We start from the raw sequence: 22,118 nt of genomic DNA, 5'->3' as shown, positions 1-22,118 counted from the left end.
GGTGGGGGCCGGTCGCGCAGTTCCCCGCGCCCCTTGAAGGCGCCCCCTGACGGGGCGACCTCCAGGGGGCGCGTAAAGCGGCTGTAGGTGGCAGCAACCATTGCGTTGCGGGGTTCCTCTCGTGCATGCTCCGGGGAACCCTCCCGAGCCGAGAGCGGGAAGTGGGCGGAGAAGGCTTGTCGCCGTACCCTTGCGGGTATGGGGTTGGGAAGATGATTCCCGGACACAGCTCCGCCGTTGCCGCTCGTCCCACGTAGAGGATCCGAACGCCGAGACACCCATGGCCGGTCACGAATTCGAACCCGCGGACCGCAAGCGCCCCGTCGCCGATCCCACGGCGGCCGAGCCCTTGGCGGCGGAAGAGGCACGTCAGTCCTGCGACCCCGCCTTCAAGCACGGGGTCGTCGTGGGCTTCGACGGCTCGACGTCCAGCGAACGGGCCCTGGCGTACGCGATCGGCATGGCCTGCCGTTCCGGGTCGGGCCTGATCATCGTGCACGTGGCCAACCGGCTGCCCACCACGGTGTGGGCCGGCTGCGAACCGCCGGTCTTCGTCGACGTGCCGGACCACCGCACCGAGGTGCTCGGCCTCGAACTCGCCTGTGCGGACTACCTGGCCGAGGTCCCCTGGATCCTCGTCGAGCGCGGCGGCGACATCTGCCACGAACTCGAAGAGGTGGGACGGGAGTACGAGGCCGACGCGATCGTCGTGGGCTCGACCCACGGGATCGTCGGCCGGCTCTTCGGGTCGGTCGCCGGGCGCCTCGCCAAGCGGGCGCAGCGGCCGGTCGTCGTCATCCCCTGAGCCCCGTCGGCCCCCACCGGTCCCCCCTCTTGTGCACGCGCGGAAACTACTCGTGCGTAGAGGTGTTTGTGTACTTGTGAAGGGCATATAGGGGGCAGGTTTGCCGTCGTCGTACGGCATGTGGTGTACGGCGTGCTGCCGACCGGGGCGTGACGGTCCCGGTGGTGGGCAGCCGGCCGGGGTATTGGGCGACCCCGGCGTGAACGGGTCCCCTCGTGTCTGGTGGCGACACGTGGGGACCCGGCCCGTTCCGGGGTCCGCGCGGGGGCTACTCCACCGTCACCGACTTCGCCAGGTTCCGCGGCTTGTCGATGTCCCGGCCCAGGGACAACGCCGTGTGGTAGGCGAGGAGTTGGAGGGGGATGCCGAGGAGGATCGGGTCCAGTTCGTCCTCGTTCTTCGGGACGACGATCGTCTGGTCGGCCTTCTCCTGGTGCTGGTGGGCCACGGCGAGGATCTTGCCGCTGCGGGCCTTGATCTCCTCCAGGGCCGCGCGGTTCTTCTCCAGCAGGTCGTCGTCCGGGACGATCGCGACCGTCGGCAGCGCCGGCTCGATCAGCGCGAGCGGGCCGTGCTTCAGCTCCGAGGCGGGGTAGGCCTCGGCGTGGATGTACGAGACCTCCTTCAGCTTCAGCGAGGCCTCGCGGGCCACCGGGTAGCCGCGCACCCGGCCGATGAAGAGCATCGAGCGGGCCTCGGCGTACTGCTCGGCCAGCTTCTTGATCTCGTCCTCCTGGGCGAGGATCTCGGTGATCTGGCCGGGCAGCCGGCGCAGGCCCTCGATGATCCGCTTGCCGTCGGAGACGGACAGGTCGCGGGTGCGGCCCAGGTGCAGGGCGAGCAGCGCGAAGGCGACCGTGGTGTTGGTGAAGCACTTGGTGGAGACCACGCACACCTCGGGTCCGGCGTGCACGTACATGCCGCCGTCGGCCTCGCGGGCGATGGCCGAGCCGACGACGTTCACGACGCCCAGGACCCGGGCGCCCTTGCGCTTCAGCTCCTGCACGGCCGCCAGCACGTCGTACGTCTCACCGGACTGGGACACCGCCACGTACAGCGTGTCGGGGTCGACGACCGCGTTGCGGTAGCGGAACTCCGAGGCGGGCTCGGCGTCCGCGGGGATGCGGGCCAGCTCCTCTATCATCTGGGCGCCGATCATGCCCGCGTGGTACGAGGTGCCGCAGCCGAGGATCTTCACGCGCCGGATCTTGCGCGCCTCGCGGGCGTCCAGGTTCAGGCCGCCCAGGTGCACGGTGGAGAACCGGTCGTCGATGCGGCCGCGCAGCACCCGGTCCACGGCCTCGGCCTGCTCGTGGATCTCCTTGTGCATGTACGTGTCGTGGCCGCCCATGTCGTAGGAGGCCGCCTCCCACTCCACGGTGGTCGGCTCGGCCGTCGTACGGGTGCCCTCGGTGGTGTACGTCCGGAAGTCGTCGGCCTTCAGCGTCGCCATCTCGCCGTCGTCGAGGGTGACGATCTGGCGGGTGTGGGTGACCAGCGCGGCGATGTCCGAGGCGACGAACATCTCCTTCTCGCCGATGCCGAGGACGACCGGGGAGCCGTTGCGGGCGACCACGATGCGGTCCGCGTGGTCGGCGTGCATCACGGCGATGCCGTACGTGCCCTCGACCAGCCGCAGGGCCTGGCGGACCTTCTCCTCCAGCGTCTCGGCCGGGGCGCGGGCGATCAGGTGCGTGAGGACCTCGGTGTCGGTCTCGGAGAGGAACTCGACGCCCTCCGCCTCCAGCTTCTTGCGGAGGTCGGAGGCGTTGTCGATGATGCCGTTGTGGACGACGGCGACCTTGTCATCGGCCGACATGTGCGGGTGGGCGTTCTCGTCGGAGGGGGCGCCGTGGGTGGCCCAGCGGGTGTGGGCGATGCCCGTGGTGCCGGCGAAGCGCTTGGGGACGCGGGCCTCCAGGTCACGGACCCGGCCCTTGGCCTTGACCATCTTCAGGCCGGCCGTCTTCGGGGACGTCACCACGAGGCCGGCCGAGTCGTAGCCGCGGTACTCCAGGCGCTGCAGGCCCTCCAGGAGGAGCGGCGCCACGTCGCGCCGGCCGATGTATCCCACGATTCCGCACATACGAGAGGTTCCTAGCCGTAGACGATGCGGCGCACCTGGCGGAGCGTGAGCTCCGGCGGGGCGACCGCGCGGTATTTGAGGTCCGCCGTGATCCGTTCGAAGATCGCCGAGTTGATCCAGCCCTGTGCCTGGAGCTCCCGGTGGCGGCGACGGACGTAGTCCTCCGTCGTCTCGTCGAAGTAGGCGAGCACGTCCTGGATCACCCGCAGTGCCTCGCCCCGGCTGAGGGGCGAGGAGCGTGTCAGATGATCGACGAGGTCCTCGTGCACCCGATGATCCTGGGGTATGAAGGGACCGATCGCAAGAATCCTGCCCGATATCGGGCAAGGGGTTGTTGGTTTGCTGTGGCGCGGGAGGGGGTTCCCCGCGCCCCTCAAAAGCCGGGGCGCAGCCCCGCTTTTGAGGGGCGCGGGGAACTGCGCGATCAGCCCCCACCGGGCCGCACCCTGCCCCGTACCCCTACATCCCCTTCAGCAGGGCCCGCTTGGCCATGCTGAACTCCTCGTCCGTCAGGACACCCGATCGGTGCAGGTCGCCCAGTTCGCGCAGGCGGCGGAGGAGGGCGTCGTGGTCCGAGGCGGCGGAGGCGGCGAGCTGCTTCGGCGCCGCGTCCTGCGCGGGCGGCGCCGAGGGGTGCGGGAGGCGCGCCTGCACCGCCGCCGCCACCAGCGCCATCAGCGGGTCCTTCTTGAAGCCCCACAGCTCGACCGCGTTGGGGTCGTACTTCGGCGGGGCCTTCGTGGGCGCGCCCCGGACGGKGAAGCGCAGGTGTCCGTTCTCCAGGCCCACCGACGGCTGCCACTCCACGGACCGGATCTCGGCCAGGGCGAGCGTGCGGGTGCCGGCCGCCGCCTTGGCCTCCTCCGTCTTCCAGTTCCACTCCAGGCGGACCCGCTCCCCGTCGAAGCTCGCCGTGCCGTCGCCCGCCGAGACCGACAGCGGCACGGCCGGGCCCGGCAGCAGGTAGCGGTCGACCGGCGTGGCCGGCACCTCGTCCAGGAGCAGCGCGTTGCGTATCTCGTCCACGAAGTACTCCGCCACGCCGTAGCGGTCCGACTCCACGGTCAGCTGGTAGGGGTCGGCGGAGTCCACGAGCCGGCCCCCGGTCGCCTGGAGCAGCGGGTCCGCGCCGTCCCGCAGCCGCAGCCTGAGCCGGCCGGTCCGCTTGCCCTGCTCGAACGAGATGCCCGCCAACGCGCCCAGCGGGACGGTGAGTTCACCCAGCGACCGGCGCAGCAGGCCCACGTTCTTGTCACAGCCCGGCACCAGCCGCAGGGCGTCGCCGTCGAAGGTCCAGGTCCCGTCCCGCTGGATGATTTCCGCCATGGGGGTGATTCTTCCACCGGCTCTGCGGGAGAGTGGTCTATACCCATTCGAAGGGAGCGCATGTGAGACAGCACAGAACGCCCCGCCTGCTCGGTACGCTGCTGCTCGTGGCAGCCGCCGGTATCTCCGCCGTCGGCGCGGCACCGTCCGCGTCCGACCGCGCCGTCCCCCCTCCCGTCACCCCGCTGAGCCGGATCGTCCCGGCCCCCGCCTCCGTCGACCCGGGCGGCGCCCCGTACCGGATCACGAGCGGTACCCGCATCCGCGTGGACCGGTCGAAGGAGGTCCGCGACGTCGGCTCGTACCTCGCCGGGGTGCTGCGCCCGTCCACCGGCTACCGCCTCCCCGTCACGGACGAGCGGGGCGGCGACGGCATCCGGCTGCGGCTCACCCGCGAGGGCACCGCCGGTCTGGGCGCCGAGGGCTACCGGCTGACCAGCGGGAAGGGTGCTGTCACGATCACCGCCCGCGAGCCCGCCGGGCTCTTCCACGGCGTGCAGACCCTGCGCCAGCTGCTGCCCGCCGCCGTCGAGGAGGACTCACGGCAGCCCGGCCCCTGGCCGGTCGCGGGCGGCACCGTCACCGACACGCCGCGCTACGGCTGGCGCGGTGCGATGCTCGACGTCTCCCGGCACTTCTTCACCGTGGACCAGGTCAAGCGCTACATCGACCAGCTGGCCCTCTACAAGATCAACACCCTGCACCTGCACCTCAGCGACGACCAGGGCTGGCGCATCGCCATCGACTCCTGGCCGCGGCTCGCCCCGTACGGCGGTTCCACGTCGGTCGGCGGCGGCCCCGGCGGCCACTACACGAAGGCCCAGTACAAGGACATCGTCCGGTACGCCGCCTCGCGCCACCTGGAGGTCGTGCCCGAGATCGACATGCCCGGGCACACCAACGCGGCGCTCGCCTCGTACCCGGAGCTGAACTGCGACGGCGTCGCCCCGCCGCTCTACACCGGCACCGAGGTCGGCTTCAGCTCGCTGTGCGTCGGCAAGCCGGTGACGTACGACTTCGTGGACGACGTGATCCGGGAGCTGGCCGCCATCACCCCGGGCCGGTACCTGCACATCGGCGGCGACGAGGCCCACTCCACCAGCCACGAGGACTACGTGACCTTCATGGAGAAGGTCCAGCCGGTCGTCGCGAGGTACGGCAAGACCGTGGTGGGCTGGCACCAGCTGACCGCGGCCCCGGCGCCGGGCGCGGTGGCCCAGTACTGGGGCCTGGACGGCACGGGCGCCGCCGAGAAGGAGCAGGTCGCGGCGGCGGCGCGCAACGGCACCGGGATCGTCCTGTCGCCCGCCGACCGGGTGTACCTCGACATGAAGTACACCGCGGACACGCCCCTCGGCCAGGCCTGGGCCGGACTGGTGGAGGTGCGGCGCTCCTACGACTGGGACCCGGGCGCCTACCTCGCCGGCGTGCCCGGTACGGCCGTGCGCGGTGTCGAGGCACCGCTGTGGACGGAGACCCTGTCGACCTCGTCCGACCTGGAGTTCATGGCGTTCCCGCGGCTGCCCGGGGTGGCCGAGCTCGGCTGGTCGCCCGCCTCGACGCACGACTGGGACGACTACCGGGTGCGGCTCGCCGCGCAGGCCCCGCGCTGGGACGCGCTCGGCATGAACTACTACCGCTCGCCGCAGGTGCCCTGGCCCGCGGACTGAGCACCGCCGGTACGGCGGCGGGCGCCCCCKGGGACCGTACGGGGGGGCGCCCGCCTGTTCGTGGAGCCGGCCCCTACAGGCCGGCGATCGGGTTCTCCAGCGTGCCGACGAGCTGGAGGGCCCCGGCGGGGTCGGAGAGGTCCACCATCTGCTCGTTGTCGCGCAGCTGGAGCCGGTTGAGGCAGGACAGCGCGAACTCGGGGGCGAACAGGTCGTACTGCGCGAACTTGTCCGCGAGTTCGGGCGTCTCCCGCTGGTAGTCGCGTACGCACGCGGCGACCGTGCGCCAGAAGTCGTCCTCCGCCAGGACGCCCTCGTCCGCCAGGTTCGACGCCAGGAAGCGGAAGAAGCAGTCGAAGACGTCCGTGAACAGCGACAGGAGCTTCTTGTCGTCGGGGACGTCCACGCGCAGCCGCTCGACCGCCGGCGGCAGCACCGCGTCCGGGTCCATGACCGCGATCTCCTCGGCGATGTCCTTGTAGACCGCCCGCTCGACCACCCCGTCCTTCAGGACGAGGATGACGTTCTCGCCGTGCGGCATGAACACCAGGTCGTACGCGTAGAAGCTGTGCAGCAGCGGCGTGAGGTAGGCCCGCAGGTAGCGGCGCAGCCACTCCACCGGCGTCAGCCCGGAGCGCTCGATCAGCGCGGCGGCGACCGAGGAGCCCGCGTCGTCCACGTGGACGAGCGAGGCCATGGTGGCCAGGGTCTCGCCGTCGCGCAGCGAGGGGACCGGGCTCTCGCGCCACAGGGCGGCGAGCATCTTGCGGTACGGGGAGTAGCGGTCGGTGGCGGCCTCGTACTCCAGGTGCCGGTAGCCGACGGCCGCGCGCTCGCGGATGATCGACAGGCCGGTCGAGCGCAGCAGCGGGTCGTTGTCGACGAGCTGCGCCAGCCAGTCGTTGATGGCCGGGGTCGCCTCCATGTAGGCGGCGGACAGCCCGCGCATGAAGCCCATGTTGACGATCGACAGGGCGGTCTTCACGTAGTGCTTCTCGGGCGCGCTCGTGTTGAAGAACGTCCGGATCGACTGCTGGGCAAGGTATTCGTCGTCGCCCTCGCCCAGGCACACCAGGTGCCGCCGGGCGACCTCGGCGGCGAAGGTCACCGTGAGCTTGTTCCACCACTGCCAGGGGTGGACCGGGATGAACAGGTAGTCGGCCGGGTCGAGGCCCTGGTCGCGCAGGACGCCGTGGAAGCGCTCCACGGTCTCCTCGCCCAGCTCCCCGCGCAGGAACGACTCGTACTCGATGCCGGCGCCCGCCGTGAACGCGGCCCGCGAGCGGTGCGCGGCCAGCCAGACCAGCCGTACCGGGCTCGCGGTCTCCGGCGCGTACGACAGGTACTCGTGGACGCCGAAGCCGAGCCGGCCGTTGTTGGCGACGAAGCAGGGGTGGCCCTCGGTCATCCCCGTCTCGATCTCCTGGAAGCCGCTCGCGGCGAGCTCGGCGGCGGTGGGCCGGGGCTCGGCCAACTTGTAGCAGGTGCTGGAGAGGGTGGAGGAGATCTCCTCCAGGTAGACGGGCAGGATCTTCTCGCTCAGGCCGAGCGATTTCTGCAGCTCGACGAAGAAGTCCAGGGCGGCGAGCGGGAGTTCGGCGCCGTCGCGGCTGCGGGTGATCGACTCCGCGTCGACCTGCCAGTGGTCGAGGGCGCGGCGCACGGCGGTGAAGCGGTAGCGGGTCAGGCCGTCGTCGCTGCGGACGGCGTACGTGTCCTGCTCGCCGTCCACGGCCTCGGGGGTGATCAGCCGTTCGTGGGCGAACTCGGCGAGCGCCTTGCGCAGCAGGAGGCGTTCGGCGCGGGCCCAGTGGTGGGGGGACAGGTGTGCCACGGCGTCGGACAGGGTCACAGGGAAACTCCTCGGCTCGCGAAGAACTGCTCGCGGGTGCAGAAGGACAGCAGGGCGCGCTTCTCCGGCTTCTCGATCTCGCGCTCCGGGACGAAGCCGACAGTCTCGTTCAGCGCGTGCACCGCCGTGTTGGTGACGTCCGGCTCGACGACGACCCGGCGGGTGCCCGGGTCGGCGAACAGCTCCTCCATCACGGCGGTGATGACGGCCCGGGTGAAGCCGTGCACGGGCCGGTCGGTGGGGGCGACCAGGAAGTGCATGCCGACGTCGCCCGGCTCGGGCTCGTACAGCCCGACCAGCTCGATGTACCGGGGGTCGTACCTCTCCATCAGGAACGCGGGCCGCCCGTCGTGGAACCCGAGGTGGGCGTGGTGGTGCTCGCTTGCAGCGATCGCCATGTACGCGCGCTCCACGTCCTGCAGCTTCGCGTCCTGCATCATCCAGTACGCCGCCTTGGGATGGGTCACCCAGGAGTGCAGCAGCCCGGCGTCCTGGAGGGGGTCGAGGGGCCGCATGCTCAGCGTGCCGACGGCGGTGCTGCTACCGGTGGCGCTCATACGGCGAACTCCTGGAACGCGATGGACTTCTCCACCGGGTAGTACTCGGTGCCGAGCAGCTCCCGGATGATGCAGGTGTTGCGGTACGGGCCCATGCCGAGGTCCGGCGAGGTGATCGAGTGGGTGTGGACGCCGGCGTTCTGCAGGAAGATCCCGCGGCCGGTGACGTCGATGGCGTAGTTGCGGGCCACGTCGTGGTTGCCGTGGCCGTCGTAGCGGATGCGGTCGCGCACGGGCGCCAGGAACGCGGGCTCCACGTACCGGTAGCCGGTGGCGAGGACCAGGCCCTCGGACTGGAGCTCGTACTCCTTGCCCTGCTCCTCCTGGCGCAGGCCGAGGGTGTACGTGCCGTTCTCGTAGGCCGCGGTGTGCAACGACGAGTTGGTGAGCAGGCGGGTGGGGACCGGGCCGCCGAGGTTCTTCTGGTAGAGCAGGTCGAAGATCGCGTCGATCAGTTCGCCGTCGATGCCCTTGAACAGGCCCTTCTGCTCCGCCTGGAGGCGGTAGCGGGTCCCCTCGGGCAGCGCGTGGAAGTAGTCGATGTACTCGGGGGAGGTCATCTCCAGCGTGAGCTTGGTGTACTCCAGCGGGAAGAACCGCGGGGAGCGCGTGACCCAGTTCAGCCGGTAGCCGTGGACGTCGATCTCGCTCAGCAGGTCGAGGTAGATCTCGGCGGCCGACTGCCCGCTGCCGACCAGCGTGATCGACTTCTTGGCCTGCAGCTCCCGCTTGTGCTGCCGGTAGCGGGAGTTGTGGATGAAGTCCCCGCCGAGGTCCGCGCACGCCTCGGGGACGTACGGGGGAGTGCCGGTGCCCAGGACCAGGTGGCGGGCGCGGTAGCGGTCGCCGGTGGTCGTGCGGACGACGTACACCTCGCTCTCGTCGTCGTACGTCACCTCCGCGACCGTCGTGCCGAAGCGGACGCTGGTGAGCTTCGAGGCGGCCCAGCGGCAGTAGGCGTCGTACTCGACGCGCAGCGGGTAGAAGTTCTCGCGGATGTAGAACGAGTACAGGCGGCCCGATTCCTTCAGGTAGCTGAGGAAGGAGTACGGGGACGTCGGGTCGGCCAGGGTGACCAGGTCCGACAGGAACGGCGTCTGGAGGTGCGCGCCCTCCAGGAACATCCCGGAGTGCCACTCGAAGTCCGGCTTGGACTCCAGGAAGACGCCGTCGAGTTCGTCGATCGGCTCGGTGAGGCAGGCGAGGCCGAGGTTGAAGGGGCCGAGCCCGATGCCGACGAAATCGTGCGTGTGCACGGCGGAACCGGCGGGAGCGGCGGACCGCGCGGTCGCGGGTTCAGGACGCGTGGACAAGGGACTCTCCCAGGTACTGCTCGGCGTGGCCGGCGATCAGGTCGAGCACGGCGGTGATGTCGTCCGTCGTGGTCTCGGGGTTGAGCAGGGTGAACTTCAGGAAGTGGCGGCCGCCCACCTTCGTGCCCGCGACCACCGCGTCGCCGGAGGCGAACAGGGCCTTGCGGGCGTACAGGTTGGCGCGGTCGATCTCGGCCGGGTCGGTGACGGCGGCCGGGATGTAGCGGAAGACGAGGGTGGACAGGGACGGGGCGACCACGACGTCGTAGCGCGGGTCGGCGGCCAGCAGCTCCCAGCCCCGCTCGGCGAGGTCGCAGACCTCGTCGAAGAGCTGCCCGATGCCGTCGGCGCCCATGGTCCGCAGCGTCATCCACAGTTTGAGGGCGTCGAACCGGCGGGTGGTCTGCAGGGACTTGTCGACCTGGTTGGGGATGCGCTCGTGCACCATGCGGCGCGGGTTGAGGTACTCGGCGTGGTAGGTGGCGTGCCGTAGGGTGGCCGCGTCGCGGACCAGGACGGCGGAGGAACTCACCGGCTGGAAGAAGGACTTGTGGTAGTCCACGGTCACGGAGTCGGCGCGCTCGATGCCGTCGAGGCGGTGCCGGTTCTTCAGCGAGGTGAGCAGCCCGCAGCCGTACGCGGCGTCCACGTGCAGCCAGGCGCCGAACTGCTCGCACAGCTCGGCGATCTCGGGCAGCGGGTCGATGGAGCCGAAGTCGGTGGTGCCGGCGGTGGCGACGACGGCCATGGGGACCAGGCCCTCGCGGCGGCAGCGCTCCAGCTCGTGGGCGAGCGCGACCGTCTGCATGCGCTTGTCGGCGCCGGTGGGGACGGTGACGACGGCGTCGGGGCCGAGCCCGAGCAGTTTCGCCGACTTCTTCACGCTGAAGTGGCTCGCCTCGGAGGCGAAGATCCGCAGGTCGCCGTAGGAGGCGGCCCCTTCCCGCCCGGCCCGTCCCGGCTTGGCCTCCTCCCGGGCGAGCAGCAGCGCCTGGAGGTTGGACTGCGAGCCGCCGGAGGTGAAGACGCCGTCGGCGGCGGGGCCGAAGCCGATGCGCTCGTTGGTCCAGTCGATGAGCTTGCGCTCGATGAGGGTGCCGCCGGCCGACTGGTCCCAGGTGTCCAGGGAGGAGTTGACGGCGGACAGGACCGCCTCGCCGACCACGGCCGGGATGACCACCGGGCAGTTGAGGTGCGCGAGGTAGCGGGGGTGGTGGAAGTAGACCGCGTCCCGGAGGTAGACGTCCTCCAGTTCGTCGAGCACCGCGGTGGTGTCGTGCAGCGGCCGGTCGAGGTCGATGCGGTCGATGCGGGGGGCGAGGGCGTCGACCGTGACGCCCGTGAACGGTCGGTCGGTGGTGGCGAGTTTGGCCGCCACCCGCTCTATTCCCTCGGTCACGGAGCGGCGGTACCGCTCCGCGGTCGTGTCGTTGAGCAGGTGCGAGCGCATGGGGGAGTCCTCCGGAGGGGCGGGAGAGGGACGGGCGCAGGTAGGAGCCGTGGGGGCGGCTCTTAACTTAGGTTAGCCTAACCTAAGTCCCTGTGCTTGAGGGTGCCTCCTGCTGCTCCTGTGACGCAGGCCTCGCAACTGGCTTGTCTGCGGGCCCGGTGGGGGCGGGCCGCGCAGTTCCCCGCGCCCCTTTCAGGGGCTTGCGCCCCTGAATCCGGGCTCAGGCGACCTTCTTCGCCTTCTCGATGGCCTCCGCGAGGTTGTCGAGCATGGGGGTGCACTTGGCGTAGGAGAGGATCGGCTCCGGGGTGCGGGCGATGACCTGGCCGGCCTTGACCGCGGGGAGCTTCTTCCAGGTCGCCTCGGTGATGTCGGCGGGCTGGATGGTCGCGGTGCGGTCGTCCATGATGATCACGTCGGCCGGGTACTTGTCGACGTTCTCCCAGCTCAGGTTCTCGAACCAGCCGCCGCTCTCCTTCAGGACCTTGGCGGGCGGCTCGACGAGGTTCACGCCGAGGGCCTTGAAGTACTCCAGGTCGATGGAGAGGTTCGAGCCGGAGACGTAGAAGATGTCCTGGCTGGCGGAACCGGCGAGGACCTTGATCTCCGGGCGGGCCTTGGCGGCGGCGCGCAGGCGCTCGGCGGCCTTCTCGAAGTCCTTCTTCGCCTGGACCGTCTTGGCGGCCTTCACGTCCGCGCCCAGCGACTCGGCGAGCGCGAACATCCGCTCCAGCGACTCGGGCAGTTGGCGGTCGTAGACGGAGATGCCGACGCTCGGGGCGAGCTTGAGGATCTTCTCCTCGGACTCCTCGGGGACGTACCAGAGGGTGCCGGCGTCGTCGAACATGGTGGAGAGCAGCACGTCCGGGGCGAGGGCGGCGTACTTCTCGATGTTGAACTGGCCCCAGGCGTTGCCGAGGACGGTCAGCTTGCTGACGTCCATGTCGCCGGCCTGGACGTCGGCCTTGCCGTCCTTGGTCTTCGTCGGCCCGAAGACGCCCTTGACCCCGATGCCGTAGTCGTGGAGGGCGGCGGCGACGCCGGTGAACGCGACGATGTTCGCCGGGACCCGGTCCAGCTTCACGGTCTCGCCCCGGTCGTCCTTGAACGTCCAGGGCCCGGACGCGGCAGCGCTCTTCGTCGAGTCCGCCGAGCCGCCGCTCTTCGCGTCGTCGTCCCCGCAGGCCGCCAGGACGGCCCCGAGACCGAGGGCCCCGCCGGCGGCGAGGACGCCGCGACGGGTGAGGTGGGTGACACGGGCGTTGGACATGGCATGACTGCTTTCGAACAGGGCGAAGAGCCCACCGGACAAGTGCAAAGGTAGGTTAGCCTAACCTCATTTGATGTCCAGGGGCCGGGCCCCGTCGACCGGTGGCGCCGGGCTTCGCGCTCCCGGGCGACGGTACCCGCGTCCTCAGCTCGTCAGGCCCAGTTCCCGTGCGATCAGCATGCGCTGGACCTCGCTCGTGCCCTCGCCGATTTCCAGGATCTTGGAGTCTCGCCACATGCGGGCCACCGGGTACTCGTTCATGAAGCCGTAGCCGCCGTGGATCTGGGTGGCGTCCCGGGCGTTGTCGACGGCGACCGTGGAGGAGTGGAGTTTGGCCAGGGCCGCCTCCTTCTTGAACGGTTCGCCCGCCACCAGCCGGGAGGCCGCGTCGCGCCAGGCCAGGCGGGCCGTGTGGGCCCGCATCTCCATGTCCGCGATCTTGAACTGGATCGCCTGGTTCACCCCGATCGGGCGGCCGAAGGCGTGGCGCTCCTTCGCGTACTTGACCGACTCGTCGACGCAGCCCTGGGCCAGGCCCGTCGCCAGGGCCGCGATCGCGATGCGGCCCTCGTCCAGGATGCGCAGGAACTGCGCGTACCCGCGGCCCTCCTCGCCGAGCAGGTTCGCGGCCGGGACCCGGACGTCGGCGAAGGACAGCTCGCGGGTGTCCGAGGCGTTCCAGCCGACCTTCGAGTAGGGGGCGGCGACCGTGAAGCCGGGGGTGCCGGACGGCACGATGATCGACGAGATCAGCGGCTTGCCGTCGGGCTTGCGGCCGGTGACCGCCGTCACCGTGACCAGGCCGGTGATGTCGGTGCCCGAGTTGGTGATGAAGCACTTGCTGCCGTTGATCACCCATTCGCCCGTCGCCTCGTCCCGGCGCGCCGTCGTACGGGTCGCGCCCGCGTCCGAGCCGCCGTCCGGCTCGGTGAGGCCGAACGCGCCGAGCAGCTCGCCCGCGCAGAGACGGGGCAGCCACTCGGCCTTCTGCTCCGGCGTCCCGAAGAGGTGGATCGGCATCGCGCCGAGCGAGACCCCCGCCTCCAGGGTGATCGCCACCGAGGAATCGACGCGGGCGAGTTCTTCGAGGGCGATGCCCAGGGCCAGGTAGTCGCCGCCCATGCCGCCGTACTCCTCGGGGAACGGCAGCCCGAACAGGCCCATGCGGCCCATCTCGCGGACGATCTCGTACGGGAACTCGTGGCGCTCGTAGAAGTCGCCGATCTTCGGCGCCACGACGTCCTGGGCGAACTCGGCGACCGTGCGCCGCAGTTCGTCGAGCTCGGGGGAGAGGCGGTGGTCCAGGGACATGAGGGTCACTCCTTGTGGGAGAGGGCGCGGACGGTGCGGGACGGGCTGGGTCGGCCCAGGTGCCCGGCCATCCACCCGCTGGTGGCGGTGAGGAGGCCGAGGTCGATCCCGGTGTCGATGCCGAGGCCCGTCAGCATCCACACGAGGTCTTCGGTGGCGAGGTTGCCGGTGGCGCTCTTCGCGTACGGGCAGCCGCCGAGGCCGCCCGCGGAGGCGTCCACGGTCGTCACGCCGTGCCGCAGCGCCGCCAGGGTGTTGGCGAGCGCCTGGCCGTACGTGTCGTGGAAGTGCACGCCCAGGGCGGACACCGGCACGCCCTCCCCGGCGAGCGCGGTGAGGAGCGCGCCCACGTGGCCCGGGGTCGCCACCCCGATCGTGTCGCCCAGGCTCAGCTCGTCGCAGCCCATGTCGAGCAGGGCCCGGCAGACCCGTACGACCCGGTCGACCGGGACCGGGCCCTCCCACGGGTCGCCGAAGCACATGGAGAGGTAGCCGCGCACGTGGACGCCCGCGGCCCGGGCCCGCGCGACCACCGGCTCGAACATCGCCAGCGCCTCGTCCACGGTCCGGTTGAGGTTGGCCTTCGCGAAGGACTCGGTGGCGCTGGCGAAGACCGCGACGCGGGTCGCGCCGAGGGCCAGGGCGCGGTCCAGGCCCCGCTCGTTCGGGACGAGGACGGGCAGGTGCACGGCCTGCCCGGAAGGGCTCCGCAGGTCCCGTACGAGCGGGAACAGCTCCTCGGCGTCGGCCAGTTGGGGCACCCACTTGGGGTGCACGAAGCTGGTCGCCTCGACGGTGGTCAGGCCCGCGGCGGCCAGCCGGCGGACGAACTCCGCCTTCACCTCCGTCGGGACGACCTCCTTCTCGTTCTGCAGCCCGTCGCGCGCGCCGACCTCGTGGACGCGGACCCTGGCGGGGAGGCCTTCGGCGGGTACGGCCATGGGCAGGCCCAGTCCGGGAGTCGTCATGCCTGCTCCTCCTGTACCGCGGCCGGTGCGACCACGGCCAGGACCTGGTCCATGGCCACCGTCGTGCCGGGGGTGACGTCCAGTTCGGTGACGGTGCCGGCGTGCGGGGCGGACAGGACGTGCTCCATCTTCATCGCCTCCACGACCAGCAGGCTCTGCCCGGCGGCCACCTCGTCCCCGACGGCGACCTTCACGACGGTCACCGTGCCGGGCATGGGCGCGGTCAGGGAGTCCGCGCCGCCGTGCGCCGCGCCGGTGAGGGAGGCGGCGACGGGGTCGTGGTCCACCACGTTCCACGCGTCGCCGTCCCGGCCGAGCCAGGTGCCGCGGTGGTGGAAGGTGTGCGCGACGCCGTCGAGGTGGAGGGTGAGGGTGGCGGGGTCCTCCGCCGCACCGGACCCCCGCAGGTCGCTGGCCGCGCCGTCCAGTCGCACCTCCGTGCCCCGCACCCGTACCGTCACCGGGTCGTGGCCCGGCACCCGCAGGTGGTGCACGGTCCAGGCGGCCTCGCCGCCCATCCGCCACCCGCTCGGCACCGAGAAGGGATCGGTCCAGTGATCGGTCCGGTGATCGGTCCGGCCGCCCGGTTCCTGGGGGGAGAGCGCCGCCTGGCGCAGCAGCCCGGCCGCCGCGTAGACCTCCGGGGGAACCTCCTCCGGTACCAGCCCTTGGACCTCCCGCTCCACCAGCCCCGTGTCCAGCTCGCCCGCGACCACCGCCGGGTGCGCCAGCAGCCGCCGCAGGAAGCCCGCGTTCGTCTGCACCCCCAGCGTCACCGTCCGGGCCAGCGCCCCGCGCAGGCGGCGCAACGCCGTCGCCCGGTCAGGGCCGTACGCGATGACCTTGGACAGCATCGGGTCGTACAGCGAGCCGACCTCCGTGCCCTCGGTCAGGCCCGAGTCCGTGCGCACGCCGTCGCCCTCGGGCTCGTGCAGCCGCAGGACCGTGCCGCCGGACGGCAGGAACCCGCGCGCGGGGTCCTCCGCGCAGATGCGGGCCTCCACCGCGTGCCCGGTGAGGGTGATGTCGTCCTGGGCGAGGCCCAGGCGCTCGCCCGCCGCCACCCGCAGCTGCCACTCCACCAGGTCCAGGCCCGTGATCAGCTCGGTCACGGGGTGCTCGACCTGGAGGCGGGTGTTCATCTCCATGAAGTAGTACGAGGACGGGTCGTCGCCCGGCACGATGAACTCGACCGTGCCCGCGCCCGAGTAGCCGCACGAGCGGGCCGCCTGGACGGCCGCCTCGCCCATCGCGGCGCGGGTCTTCTCGTCGAGGAGCACGCTCGGCGCCTCCTCGATGATCTTCTGGTGCCGGCGCTGGAGGGAGCACTCGCGCTCGCCCAGGTGCACCACGCCGCCGTGGCCGTCCGCCAGGACCTGGATCTCGATGTGCCGGGGCCGGTCGACCCACCGCTCGACGAGGAGCGTGTCGTCGCCGAAGGAGGCGCGGGCCTCACGGCGCGCGGCGGCGATCTCCTCCGCCAGCGCGGCCTCGTCGCGCACCAGCCGCATGCCCTTGCCGCCCCCGCCCGCCGACGGCTTCAGCAGCACCGGCATGCCGATCTCCCGCGCCGCGGAGGCCAGTTCGGCGTCGGTCAGACCGCTGCCCGAGGAGCCCGGCACCACCGGGACCCCGGCCGCCCGCACCGTCTCCTTGGCGCGGATCTTGTCGCCCATCAGGGAGATGGCGTCCGCGGGCGGGCCGATGAAGACCAGCCCCGCCTCCGTGCAGGCCCGCGCGAAGGCCGCGTTCTCGGCGAGGAACCCGTATCCCGGGTGCACCGCCTGCGCGCCCGTGCGCGCCGCCGCCTCCAGCAGCCGCTCCGCCGACAGGTAGCTCTCGGCGGCCGGCGCGGGGCCGATGCGCACCGCCGTGTCCGCCTCGCGCACGTGCCGGGCGTCGGCGTCCGCGTCGGAGAAGACGGCCACCGAGCGCACGCCCAGCGACCGCAGCGTCCGGATCACCCGGACGGCGATCTCGCCGCGGTTGGCCACCAGTACCGTGTCGAACATCGTCGTGGGTCCCCTCACATCCGGAAGACGCCGAACTGGGGGTCACCCAGCGGGGCGTTCGCGCAGGCCGTCAGAGCGAGCCCCAGCACCTGCCGGGTCTCCATCGGGTCGATGACCCCGTCGTCCCAGAGCCGGGCCGTCGCGTAGTAGGCGCTGCCCTGGGTCTCGTACTGGGCGCGGACCGGGTCCTTGAACGCCTCCTCGTCGTCGGCGGACCAGGTCTCGCCGCGCCCCTCCAGCTGGTCGCGCTTGACGGTGGCGAGGACGGAGGCGGCCTGCTCGCCGCCCATCACGGAGATCTTGGCGTTCGGCCACATCCACAGGAAGCGCGGCGAGTACGCCCGGCCGCACATCGAGTAGTTGCCCGCGCCGTACGAGCCGCCGACCACGACCGTCAGCTTGGGCACGCGCGCGCAGGCCACCGCGGTCACCATCTTGGCGCCGTGCTTGGCGATGCCCCCGGCCTCGTACTGCCGGCCCACCATGAAGCCGGAGATGTTCTGCAGGAACACCAGCGGGATGCCGCGCTGGTCGCACAGCTCGATGAAGTGGGCGCCCTTCTGGGCGGACTCGGAGAACAGGATGCCGTTGTTGGCGACGATCCCGACCGGGTGGCCGTGGATGCGGGCGAAGCCGGTGACCAGGGTCTGCCCGAACTCCGCCTTGAACTCCGCGAAGCGCGAGCCGTCCACCACGCGGGCGATGACCTCGCGCACGTCGTAGGGGGTGCGGGAGTCGACCGGCACCGCGCCGTACAGCCCGGCGGGGTCCACCTTCGGCTCGGCGGCGGCCGTGACCTGCCAGGGCAGGGGGCCGCGGGCGGGGAGTGTGGAGACGATCGTGCGCACGATCCGCAGGGCGTGCGCGTCGTCCTCCGCCAGGTGGTCGGTGACGCCGGAGACCCGGGAGTGCACCTCGCCGCCGCCCAGCTCCTCCGCCGTGACGACCTCGCCGGTCGCGGCCTTCACCAGCGGCGGGCCGCCGAGGAAGATCGTGCCCTGGCCGCGCACGATGACCGCCTCGTCGCTCATCGCCGGGACGTACGCCCCGCCGGCCGTGCAGGAGCCGAGCACGGCCGCGATCTGCGGGATGCCGGCCCCCGACATCCGGGCCTGGTTGTAGAAGATCCGGCCGAAGTGGTCGCGGTCGGGGAAGACCTCGTCCTGCATCGGCAGGAAGGCGCCGCCCGAGTCCACCAGGTAGACGCAGGGCAGGCGGTTCTCCAGCGCCACCTCCTGGGCGCGCAGGTGCTTCTTCACCGTCATGGGGTAGTACGTGCCGCCTTTGACCGTGGCGTCGTTGGCGACCACCACGCACTCGCGGCCCGCGACCCGGCCGACACCGGCGATGACGCCCGCCGCCGGGGCCTGCCCCTCGTACAGCCCGTCGGCCGCCAGCGGGGCCAGCTCCAGGAACGGCGAGCCGGGGTCGAGCAGGGTGTCCACGCGGTCGCGCGGCAGCAGCTTGCCGCGCGCGGTGTGCCGGGCGCGGGCCCGCTCGCCGCCGCCCAGGCGGGCCGCGGCGAGCTTGCCGTGCAGCTCGTCGACGAGCGCGCGGTGTGCCGCCTCGTTCTCCCGCCAGGACTCCGACGCGGGGTCGGCCGCGCTGTGGAGCTCCGGTGCCTCGTGCATCGTGCGGTCCCCTCACGCAACAAGTTAATGAGCGTTAACGCTTTTCGTTCAGGTTAACGAGCGCTAACCGTCCTGTCTAGAATTGATCGCATGGCCACCAGAACCGACGCCCCCACCCGACGCGAGCAGATCCTGAGGGAGGCCGCCCGCCTCTTCGCCGAGCGCGGGTTCCACGGGGTCGGCGTCGACGAGATAGGCGCGGCGGTCGGCATCAGCGGCCCCGGTCTGTACCGGCACTTCGCGGGCAAGGACGCGATGCTCGCCGAGCTGCTGGTCGGGATCAGCGAGCAGCTGCTGACCGGGGGCAAGCGCCGCGTGGCGGAGTCCGGCGGGGACCCCGAGGCGCTGCTCGACTCGCTCATCGAGGGGCACATCGACTTCGCGCTCGACGACCGCCCGCTGATCACCCTGCACGACCGCGAGCTGGACCGCCTGCGGGACAGCGACCGCAAGCTCGTGCGCCAGCTGCAGCGCCAGTACGTCGAGCTGTGGGTGGCGGTCGTGCGCGAGCTGCACCCGGAGCTGGCCGAACCGGGCGCCCGTTCGGCCGTGCACTCGGTCTTCGGCCTGCTGAACTCCACCCCGCACCTGGGGCGCCCGGGCTCGCTGCCCGGACGGGCGGGCACGGCGGAACTGCTGCACCGTATGGCGAGAGGGGCTTTCGCGGCGGCGGGGGCCCCGGGGGTGTGAGGAGCGCCCCCGGCGTGACGAGCGTCTCGGGACGCCTGGGCGGCCTGGTCTGGACGATGCTCGTGACCGGCCGGTAACGTAGACCTGAGCAAGCGCTTAGCCATGGAATTGTGTCCATTGGTGGCGGCATCCGACCGCAACCATCAATTGCGCAACCCCCATGGCGGGCAACCACATCCGCGAGAGCGGCGCCGGTTTAGGCGCAGAGAGGGGCCGGCGGTGCGCCGTACGGTGTTCAGTGAGGATCACGAGGCGTTCCGGGAGACCCTCCGGGCCTTCATCGAGGCCGAGGTCGTCCCCGTGTACGACGAGTGGTTCGCCGCCGGCCAGGCGCCGCGCGACTTCTACTACAAGCTCGCCGAGCTGGGCGTCTTCGGCATCCGCGTGGACGAGGAGTTCGGCGGCGCCGGCATCGACTCGTACAAGTTCGAGGCCGTGATGTACGAGGAGACCGCCCGCGCGGGCGTCTCCTTCGGCGGCTCCGGTGTGCACGTCCTGCTGGGCCTGCCCTACATCAAGGCGCTCGCCACCGACGAGCAGAAGAAGCGCTTCCTGCCGAAGTTCGTCTCCGGCGAGGAGATGTGGGCCCTCGCGATGACCGAGCCGGGCACCGGCTCCGACCTCGCGGGCATGAAGACCACCGCGAAGCTCTCCGAGGACGGCACGCACTACGTCCTCAACGGCGCCAAGACCTTCATCACCGGCGGCGTGCACGCCGACCGCGTCATCGTCTGCGCCCGCACCTCCGCGCCCACGGCCGAGGACCGCCGCTTCGGCATCTCCCTGTTCGCCGTGGACACCAAGTCCGAGGGCTACTCGGTCGGCCGCAAGCTCGACAAGCTCGGCCTGAAGACCTCCGACACCGCCGAGCTGGCGTTCGTCGACGTGAAGGTCCCGGTCGAGGACCTCCTCGGCGAGGAGAACAAGGGCTTCTACTACCTCGGCGGCAACCTCCCCTCCGAGCGCTGGGGCATCGCCTTCGGCGCGTACGCGCAGGCCGCGGCCGCCGTCCGGTTCGCCAAGGAGTACGTGCAGGAGCGCACCGTCTTCGGCAAGCCGGTCTCGCACTTCCAGAACACCAAGTTCGAGCTGGCCGCCTGCCAGGCCGAGGTGGACGCCGCCCAGGCCGTCGCCGACCGCGCCCTGGAGGCCCTGGACGCGGGCGAGCTCAGCGCCGCCGAGGCCGCCTCCGCGAAGCTGTTCTGCACCGAGGTCGCCCACCGCGTCATCGACCGCTGCCTGCAACTGCACGGCGGCTACGGCTTCATGAACGAGTACCCGATCGCCCGCCTGTACGCGGACAACCGCGTCAACCGCATCTACGGCGGCACCAGCGAGATCATGAAGTCGATCATCGCCAAGAACATGGGCCTGTAGGACGCGCGACAACATCCGGGAAACGACTGCACGGTACAACTGACGCATGAGTCAGGCACTTCAGTCCCTGCTCGATCTGCTCGACCTGGAGCGGATCGAGCAGGACATCTTCCGCGGCCAGTCGCGCTTCGCCGTCGTCCCGCGCGTCTTCGGCGGGCAGGTCGCGGCGCAGGCGCTGGTCGCCGCGGGGCGCACGGTCCCCGCGGACCGGCACGCCCACTCCCTGCACGCCTATTTCCTGCGGGCGGGGGACGCGGGCGCGCCCATCGTCTACACCGTCGACCGCATCCGCGACGGCCGGTCCTTCACGACCCGCCGGGTGGTCGCCGTCCAGCACGGGCAGCCGATCTTCCACCTCTCCGCGTCGTTCCAGACGTACGAGGAGGGCATGGACCACCAGGCGGACATGCCGCCCGCGCCCGATCCGGAGACGCTGGAGACCACGGCCGAGATGCTGCCGCGGTACCTGGAGGCGTACGGCGACGAGGCGGTCGTGCGGCGGCTGCTCGAAGCGCGGGCCGCCGTCGACCTGCGCTACGTGGACGCGCCGCCGTTCGCCAGCGTCGGGCAGCCGCGCGAGCCGCGCTCCCAGGTCTGGTTCCGCACCAACGGCAAGCTCGACGGCGCCATCGACGAGCCGCTGCTGCACGTCTGCCTCGCCACGTACGTCTCCGACATGACGCTCCTGGACTCGGTGCTGCTCGCCCACGGGCGCGGCGGCTGGGTCACCGGGGACGTCGTCGGGGCCAGCCTGGACCACGCGATGTGGTTCCACCGGCCGTTCCGCGCCGACGAGTGGCTGCTGTACGACCAGGAGTCGCCGTCCGCGTCCGGCGGGCGGGGCCTGGGGCAGGCCCGCATCTACACCCAGGACGGCCGCCTCGCGATCACGGTGATCCAGGAGGGCGTGGTCCGGATCCCCCGGTGACGCCCTTCTAGGCGCCCGGGGTCAGGCCCGCCGCGTCCAGCAGGTACGCGGTCATCGGGTCGTAGTGGCGCGGGCTGGTGACGTGGTCGTCGAGGGGGACGGTGACCTGGACCGTGCCCTCCGCCTCCGCGAGGAACAGGGCCGGGTCGTTGCAGTCCGCGTACCCCATGGAGTCCAGGCCCAGCTGGCCCGCGCAGCCCGCCCAGCCGTGGTCGGCGACGACCAGGTCGGGCAGCGGGCGGCCCTCGCCCTCCAGGCCCCGCAGGATCGCCCGCATCGGCTCGCCCGAGTGCGTGTGCCACAGGGTCGCGCCGTGCTCCAGGACGGCGACGTCGGCGAACTGGAAGACGTACCCCTCGTCCGTGGTCAGCCCGTCCGGGACGACGACGATCTCGCAGCCGGCGGCGCGCAGGGCCGCGGCGGTGGCGCGGTGCACGTCCAGCAGGCCGCCGGGGTGGCCGGTGGCGAACAGCACACGCTGCCGGCCCGCCGCGGCCTTGCGCAGCCGGCCCGCCATCCGCTCCAGCGCGTCGACCGTCAGCTCCGGGTCGATGGTGTCCTGGCCGTACCGGTACTCCGGGTCGTCGTTCACGCCGCACCGCTCCGCCATGACCGCGAGGACGTCCTGCTCGTCGGTCCAGCGGTCGCCGAGTTCCAGGCCGAGCCAGTAGTTGCGGTCGCCGTTGGCGAGCTTGCGGTAGTGGGAGAGGTTGTTCTCGCGGGGGGTGGCCACGTCGCCCGCGATACGCGTCCGTACGAGGTGGTCGAGGAGGTCGGCGCGGGTGGGGGCTGCGGGTATCGGCATGCTCCCATTCTGCCGGTGCGCTCCGCTGTGTGGCGCCGGGTATCGAACCGTGGGATTTGAGTCACTC

At 71.5% G+C, this 22,118-nt stretch carries 18 protein-coding genes; 5 read left to right on the top strand and 13 right to left on the bottom strand.

From position 1 onward, the window contains the following. The first annotated feature begins 280 nt into the window (after window positions 1-280). A complete protein-coding gene (locus tag FGF04_RS27525) occupies window positions 281-805 on the top strand; it encodes a universal stress protein (protein ID WP_149514041.1) in 525 nt (174 codons plus the stop codon). Window positions 806-1,073: 268 nt separating this feature from the next. Here the strand turns inward: FGF04_RS27525 and glmS are convergent, their stop codons facing one another. The 3 genes from glmS to FGF04_RS27510 form a co-directional block, all read right to left on the bottom strand. After that, window positions 1,074-2,891 carry a glutamine--fructose-6-phosphate transaminase (isomerizing) gene (glmS, locus tag FGF04_RS27520; RefSeq protein WP_149514040.1) on the bottom strand — a complete coding sequence of 606 codons (1,818 nt, stop codon included), beginning with the start codon at window positions 2,889-2,891 and terminating at the stop codon, window positions 1,074-1,076. An 11-nt stretch (window positions 2,892-2,902) separates the two neighbouring features. Then, window positions 2,903-3,160: a hypothetical protein gene (locus FGF04_RS27515; RefSeq protein WP_149514039.1), complete on the bottom strand. Its 258-nt coding sequence runs from the start codon at window positions 3,158-3,160 to the stop codon at window positions 2,903-2,905. A 190-nt stretch (window positions 3,161-3,350) separates the two neighbouring features. Continuing rightward, window positions 3,351-4,217, bottom strand: coding sequence for a DUF4429 domain-containing protein (locus FGF04_RS27510; RefSeq protein ID WP_149514038.1), 867 nt, complete (start codon window positions 4,215-4,217; stop codon window positions 3,351-3,353). Between the two features lie 62 nt (window positions 4,218-4,279). On the opposite strand from FGF04_RS27510, the gene FGF04_RS27505 reads away from it, so the two are divergent. Continuing rightward, the gene (locus tag FGF04_RS27505) at window positions 4,280-5,887 is read left to right on the top strand and encodes a beta-N-acetylhexosaminidase (protein WP_149514037.1); all 1,608 of its coding nucleotides are present in this window, start codon (window positions 4,280-4,282) and stop codon (window positions 5,885-5,887) included. Between the two features lie 73 nt (window positions 5,888-5,960). Here the strand turns inward: FGF04_RS27505 and FGF04_RS27500 are convergent, their stop codons facing one another. From FGF04_RS27500 to FGF04_RS27460, 9 genes are all read right to left on the bottom strand, one after another. Then, the gene (locus FGF04_RS27500; RefSeq protein WP_149514036.1) at window positions 5,961-7,739 is read right to left on the bottom strand and encodes an IucA/IucC family protein; all 1,779 of its coding nucleotides are present in this window, start codon (window positions 7,737-7,739) and stop codon (window positions 5,961-5,963) included. Beyond that, the gene (locus FGF04_RS27495; protein ID WP_149514035.1) at window positions 7,736-8,296 is read right to left on the bottom strand and encodes a GNAT family N-acetyltransferase; all 561 of its coding nucleotides are present in this window, start codon (window positions 8,294-8,296) and stop codon (window positions 7,736-7,738) included. Before FGF04_RS27495 ends, FGF04_RS27500 begins: the two co-directional genes overlap by 4 nt. Continuing rightward, window positions 8,293-9,552, bottom strand: coding sequence for a lysine N(6)-hydroxylase/L-ornithine N(5)-oxygenase family protein (locus FGF04_RS27490; protein WP_149514034.1), 1,260 nt, complete (start codon window positions 9,550-9,552; stop codon window positions 8,293-8,295). Before FGF04_RS27490 ends, FGF04_RS27495 begins: the two co-directional genes overlap by 4 nt. 40 nt (window positions 9,553-9,592) lie before the next feature. Beyond that, window positions 9,593-11,059: a lysine decarboxylase DesA gene (gene desA / locus FGF04_RS27485; RefSeq protein WP_149514033.1), complete on the bottom strand. Its 1,467-nt coding sequence runs from the start codon at window positions 11,057-11,059 to the stop codon at window positions 9,593-9,595. 220 nt (window positions 11,060-11,279) lie between these two features. Then, on the bottom strand, window positions 11,280-12,329 hold the full coding sequence (locus FGF04_RS27480) for an ABC transporter substrate-binding protein (RefSeq protein ID WP_149514032.1): 1,050 nt from the start codon (window positions 12,327-12,329) through the stop codon (window positions 11,280-11,282). 144 nt (window positions 12,330-12,473) lie between these two features. Beyond that, window positions 12,474-13,634, bottom strand: coding sequence for an acyl-CoA dehydrogenase family protein (locus FGF04_RS27475; protein ID WP_149514396.1), 1,161 nt, complete (start codon window positions 13,632-13,634; stop codon window positions 12,474-12,476). 11 nt (window positions 13,635-13,645) lie between these two features. Then, window positions 13,646-14,608: a hydroxymethylglutaryl-CoA lyase gene (locus FGF04_RS27470; RefSeq protein ID WP_149514031.1), complete on the bottom strand. Its 963-nt coding sequence runs from the start codon at window positions 14,606-14,608 to the stop codon at window positions 13,646-13,648. Next, complete coding sequence (locus tag FGF04_RS27465; protein ID WP_149514030.1) at window positions 14,605-16,620, bottom strand: acetyl/propionyl/methylcrotonyl-CoA carboxylase subunit alpha; 2,016 nt, start codon at window positions 16,618-16,620, stop codon at window positions 14,605-14,607. The genes FGF04_RS27470 and FGF04_RS27465 overlap by 4 nt, the downstream gene beginning before the upstream one ends. A 14-nt stretch (window positions 16,621-16,634) precedes the next feature. Then, window positions 16,635-18,251 (bottom strand): carboxyl transferase domain-containing protein, encoded by a 1,617-nt coding sequence (locus FGF04_RS27460; RefSeq protein ID WP_149514029.1) that lies wholly within the window; start codon window positions 18,249-18,251, stop codon window positions 16,635-16,637. Between the two features lie 90 nt (window positions 18,252-18,341). Between FGF04_RS27460 and FGF04_RS27455 the strand changes: the two genes are divergently transcribed. From FGF04_RS27455 to FGF04_RS27445, 3 genes are all read left to right on the top strand, one after another. Further along, window positions 18,342-18,941, top strand: coding sequence for an SACE_7040 family transcriptional regulator (locus FGF04_RS27455; RefSeq protein WP_149514028.1), 600 nt, complete (start codon window positions 18,342-18,344; stop codon window positions 18,939-18,941). A gap of 219 nt (window positions 18,942-19,160) precedes the next feature. Further along, on the top strand, window positions 19,161-20,318 hold the full coding sequence (locus FGF04_RS27450; protein WP_149514027.1) for an acyl-CoA dehydrogenase family protein: 1,158 nt from the start codon (window positions 19,161-19,163) through the stop codon (window positions 20,316-20,318). A 46-nt stretch (window positions 20,319-20,364) separates the two neighbouring features. Next, entirely contained in the window at window positions 20,365-21,246 is an 882-nt protein-coding gene (locus tag FGF04_RS27445) for an acyl-CoA thioesterase (protein WP_149514026.1), read from the top strand. 7 nt (window positions 21,247-21,253) lie between these two features. Here the strand turns inward: FGF04_RS27445 and FGF04_RS27440 are convergent, their stop codons facing one another. Continuing rightward, window positions 21,254-22,051 carry a phosphatase gene (locus FGF04_RS27440; RefSeq protein ID WP_149514025.1) on the bottom strand — a complete coding sequence of 266 codons (798 nt, stop codon included), beginning with the start codon at window positions 22,049-22,051 and terminating at the stop codon, window positions 21,254-21,256. Between the last annotated feature and the right edge of the window lie 67 nt (window positions 22,052-22,118).

It is taken from the genome of Streptomyces apricus (assembly GCF_008369065.1).
Lineage (GTDB): Bacteria > Actinomycetota > Actinomycetes > Streptomycetales > Streptomycetaceae > Streptomyces > Streptomyces apricus.
This window is presented reverse-complemented; position numbering and strand designations above follow the sequence as displayed.

What these genes read in the sequence shown, in the direction of transcription:
- FGF04_RS27525 (WP_149514041.1), top strand. Translation starts at nt 281, where the DNA reads ATGGCCGGTCACGAATTCGAACCCGCGGACCGCAAGCGCCCCGTCGCC.
- glmS (WP_149514040.1), bottom strand. Translation starts at nt 2,891, where the DNA reads ATGTGCGGAATCGTGGGATACATCGGCCGGCGCGACGTGGCGCCGCTC.
- FGF04_RS27495 (WP_149514035.1), bottom strand. Translation starts at nt 8,296, where the DNA reads ATGAGCGCCACCGGTAGCAGCACCGCCGTCGGCACGCTGAGCATGCGG.
- desA (WP_149514033.1), bottom strand. Translation starts at nt 11,059, where the DNA reads ATGCGCTCGCACCTGCTCAACGACACGACCGCGGAGCGGTACCGCCGC.
- FGF04_RS27480 (WP_149514032.1), bottom strand. Translation starts at nt 12,329, where the DNA reads ATGTCCAACGCCCGTGTCACCCACCTCACCCGTCGCGGCGTCCTCGCC.
- FGF04_RS27470 (WP_149514031.1), bottom strand. Translation starts at nt 14,608, where the DNA reads ATGACGACTCCCGGACTGGGCCTGCCCATGGCCGTACCCGCCGAAGGC.
- FGF04_RS27465 (WP_149514030.1), bottom strand. Translation starts at nt 16,620, where the DNA reads ATGTTCGACACGGTACTGGTGGCCAACCGCGGCGAGATCGCCGTCCGG.
- FGF04_RS27460 (WP_149514029.1), bottom strand. Translation starts at nt 18,251, where the DNA reads ATGCACGAGGCACCGGAGCTCCACAGCGCGGCCGACCCCGCGTCGGAG.
- FGF04_RS27455 (WP_149514028.1), top strand. Translation starts at nt 18,342, where the DNA reads ATGGCCACCAGAACCGACGCCCCCACCCGACGCGAGCAGATCCTGAGG.
- FGF04_RS27445 (WP_149514026.1), top strand. Translation starts at nt 20,365, where the DNA reads ATGAGTCAGGCACTTCAGTCCCTGCTCGATCTGCTCGACCTGGAGCGG.
- FGF04_RS27440 (WP_149514025.1), bottom strand. Translation starts at nt 22,051, where the DNA reads ATGCCGATACCCGCAGCCCCCACCCGCGCCGACCTCCTCGACCACCTC.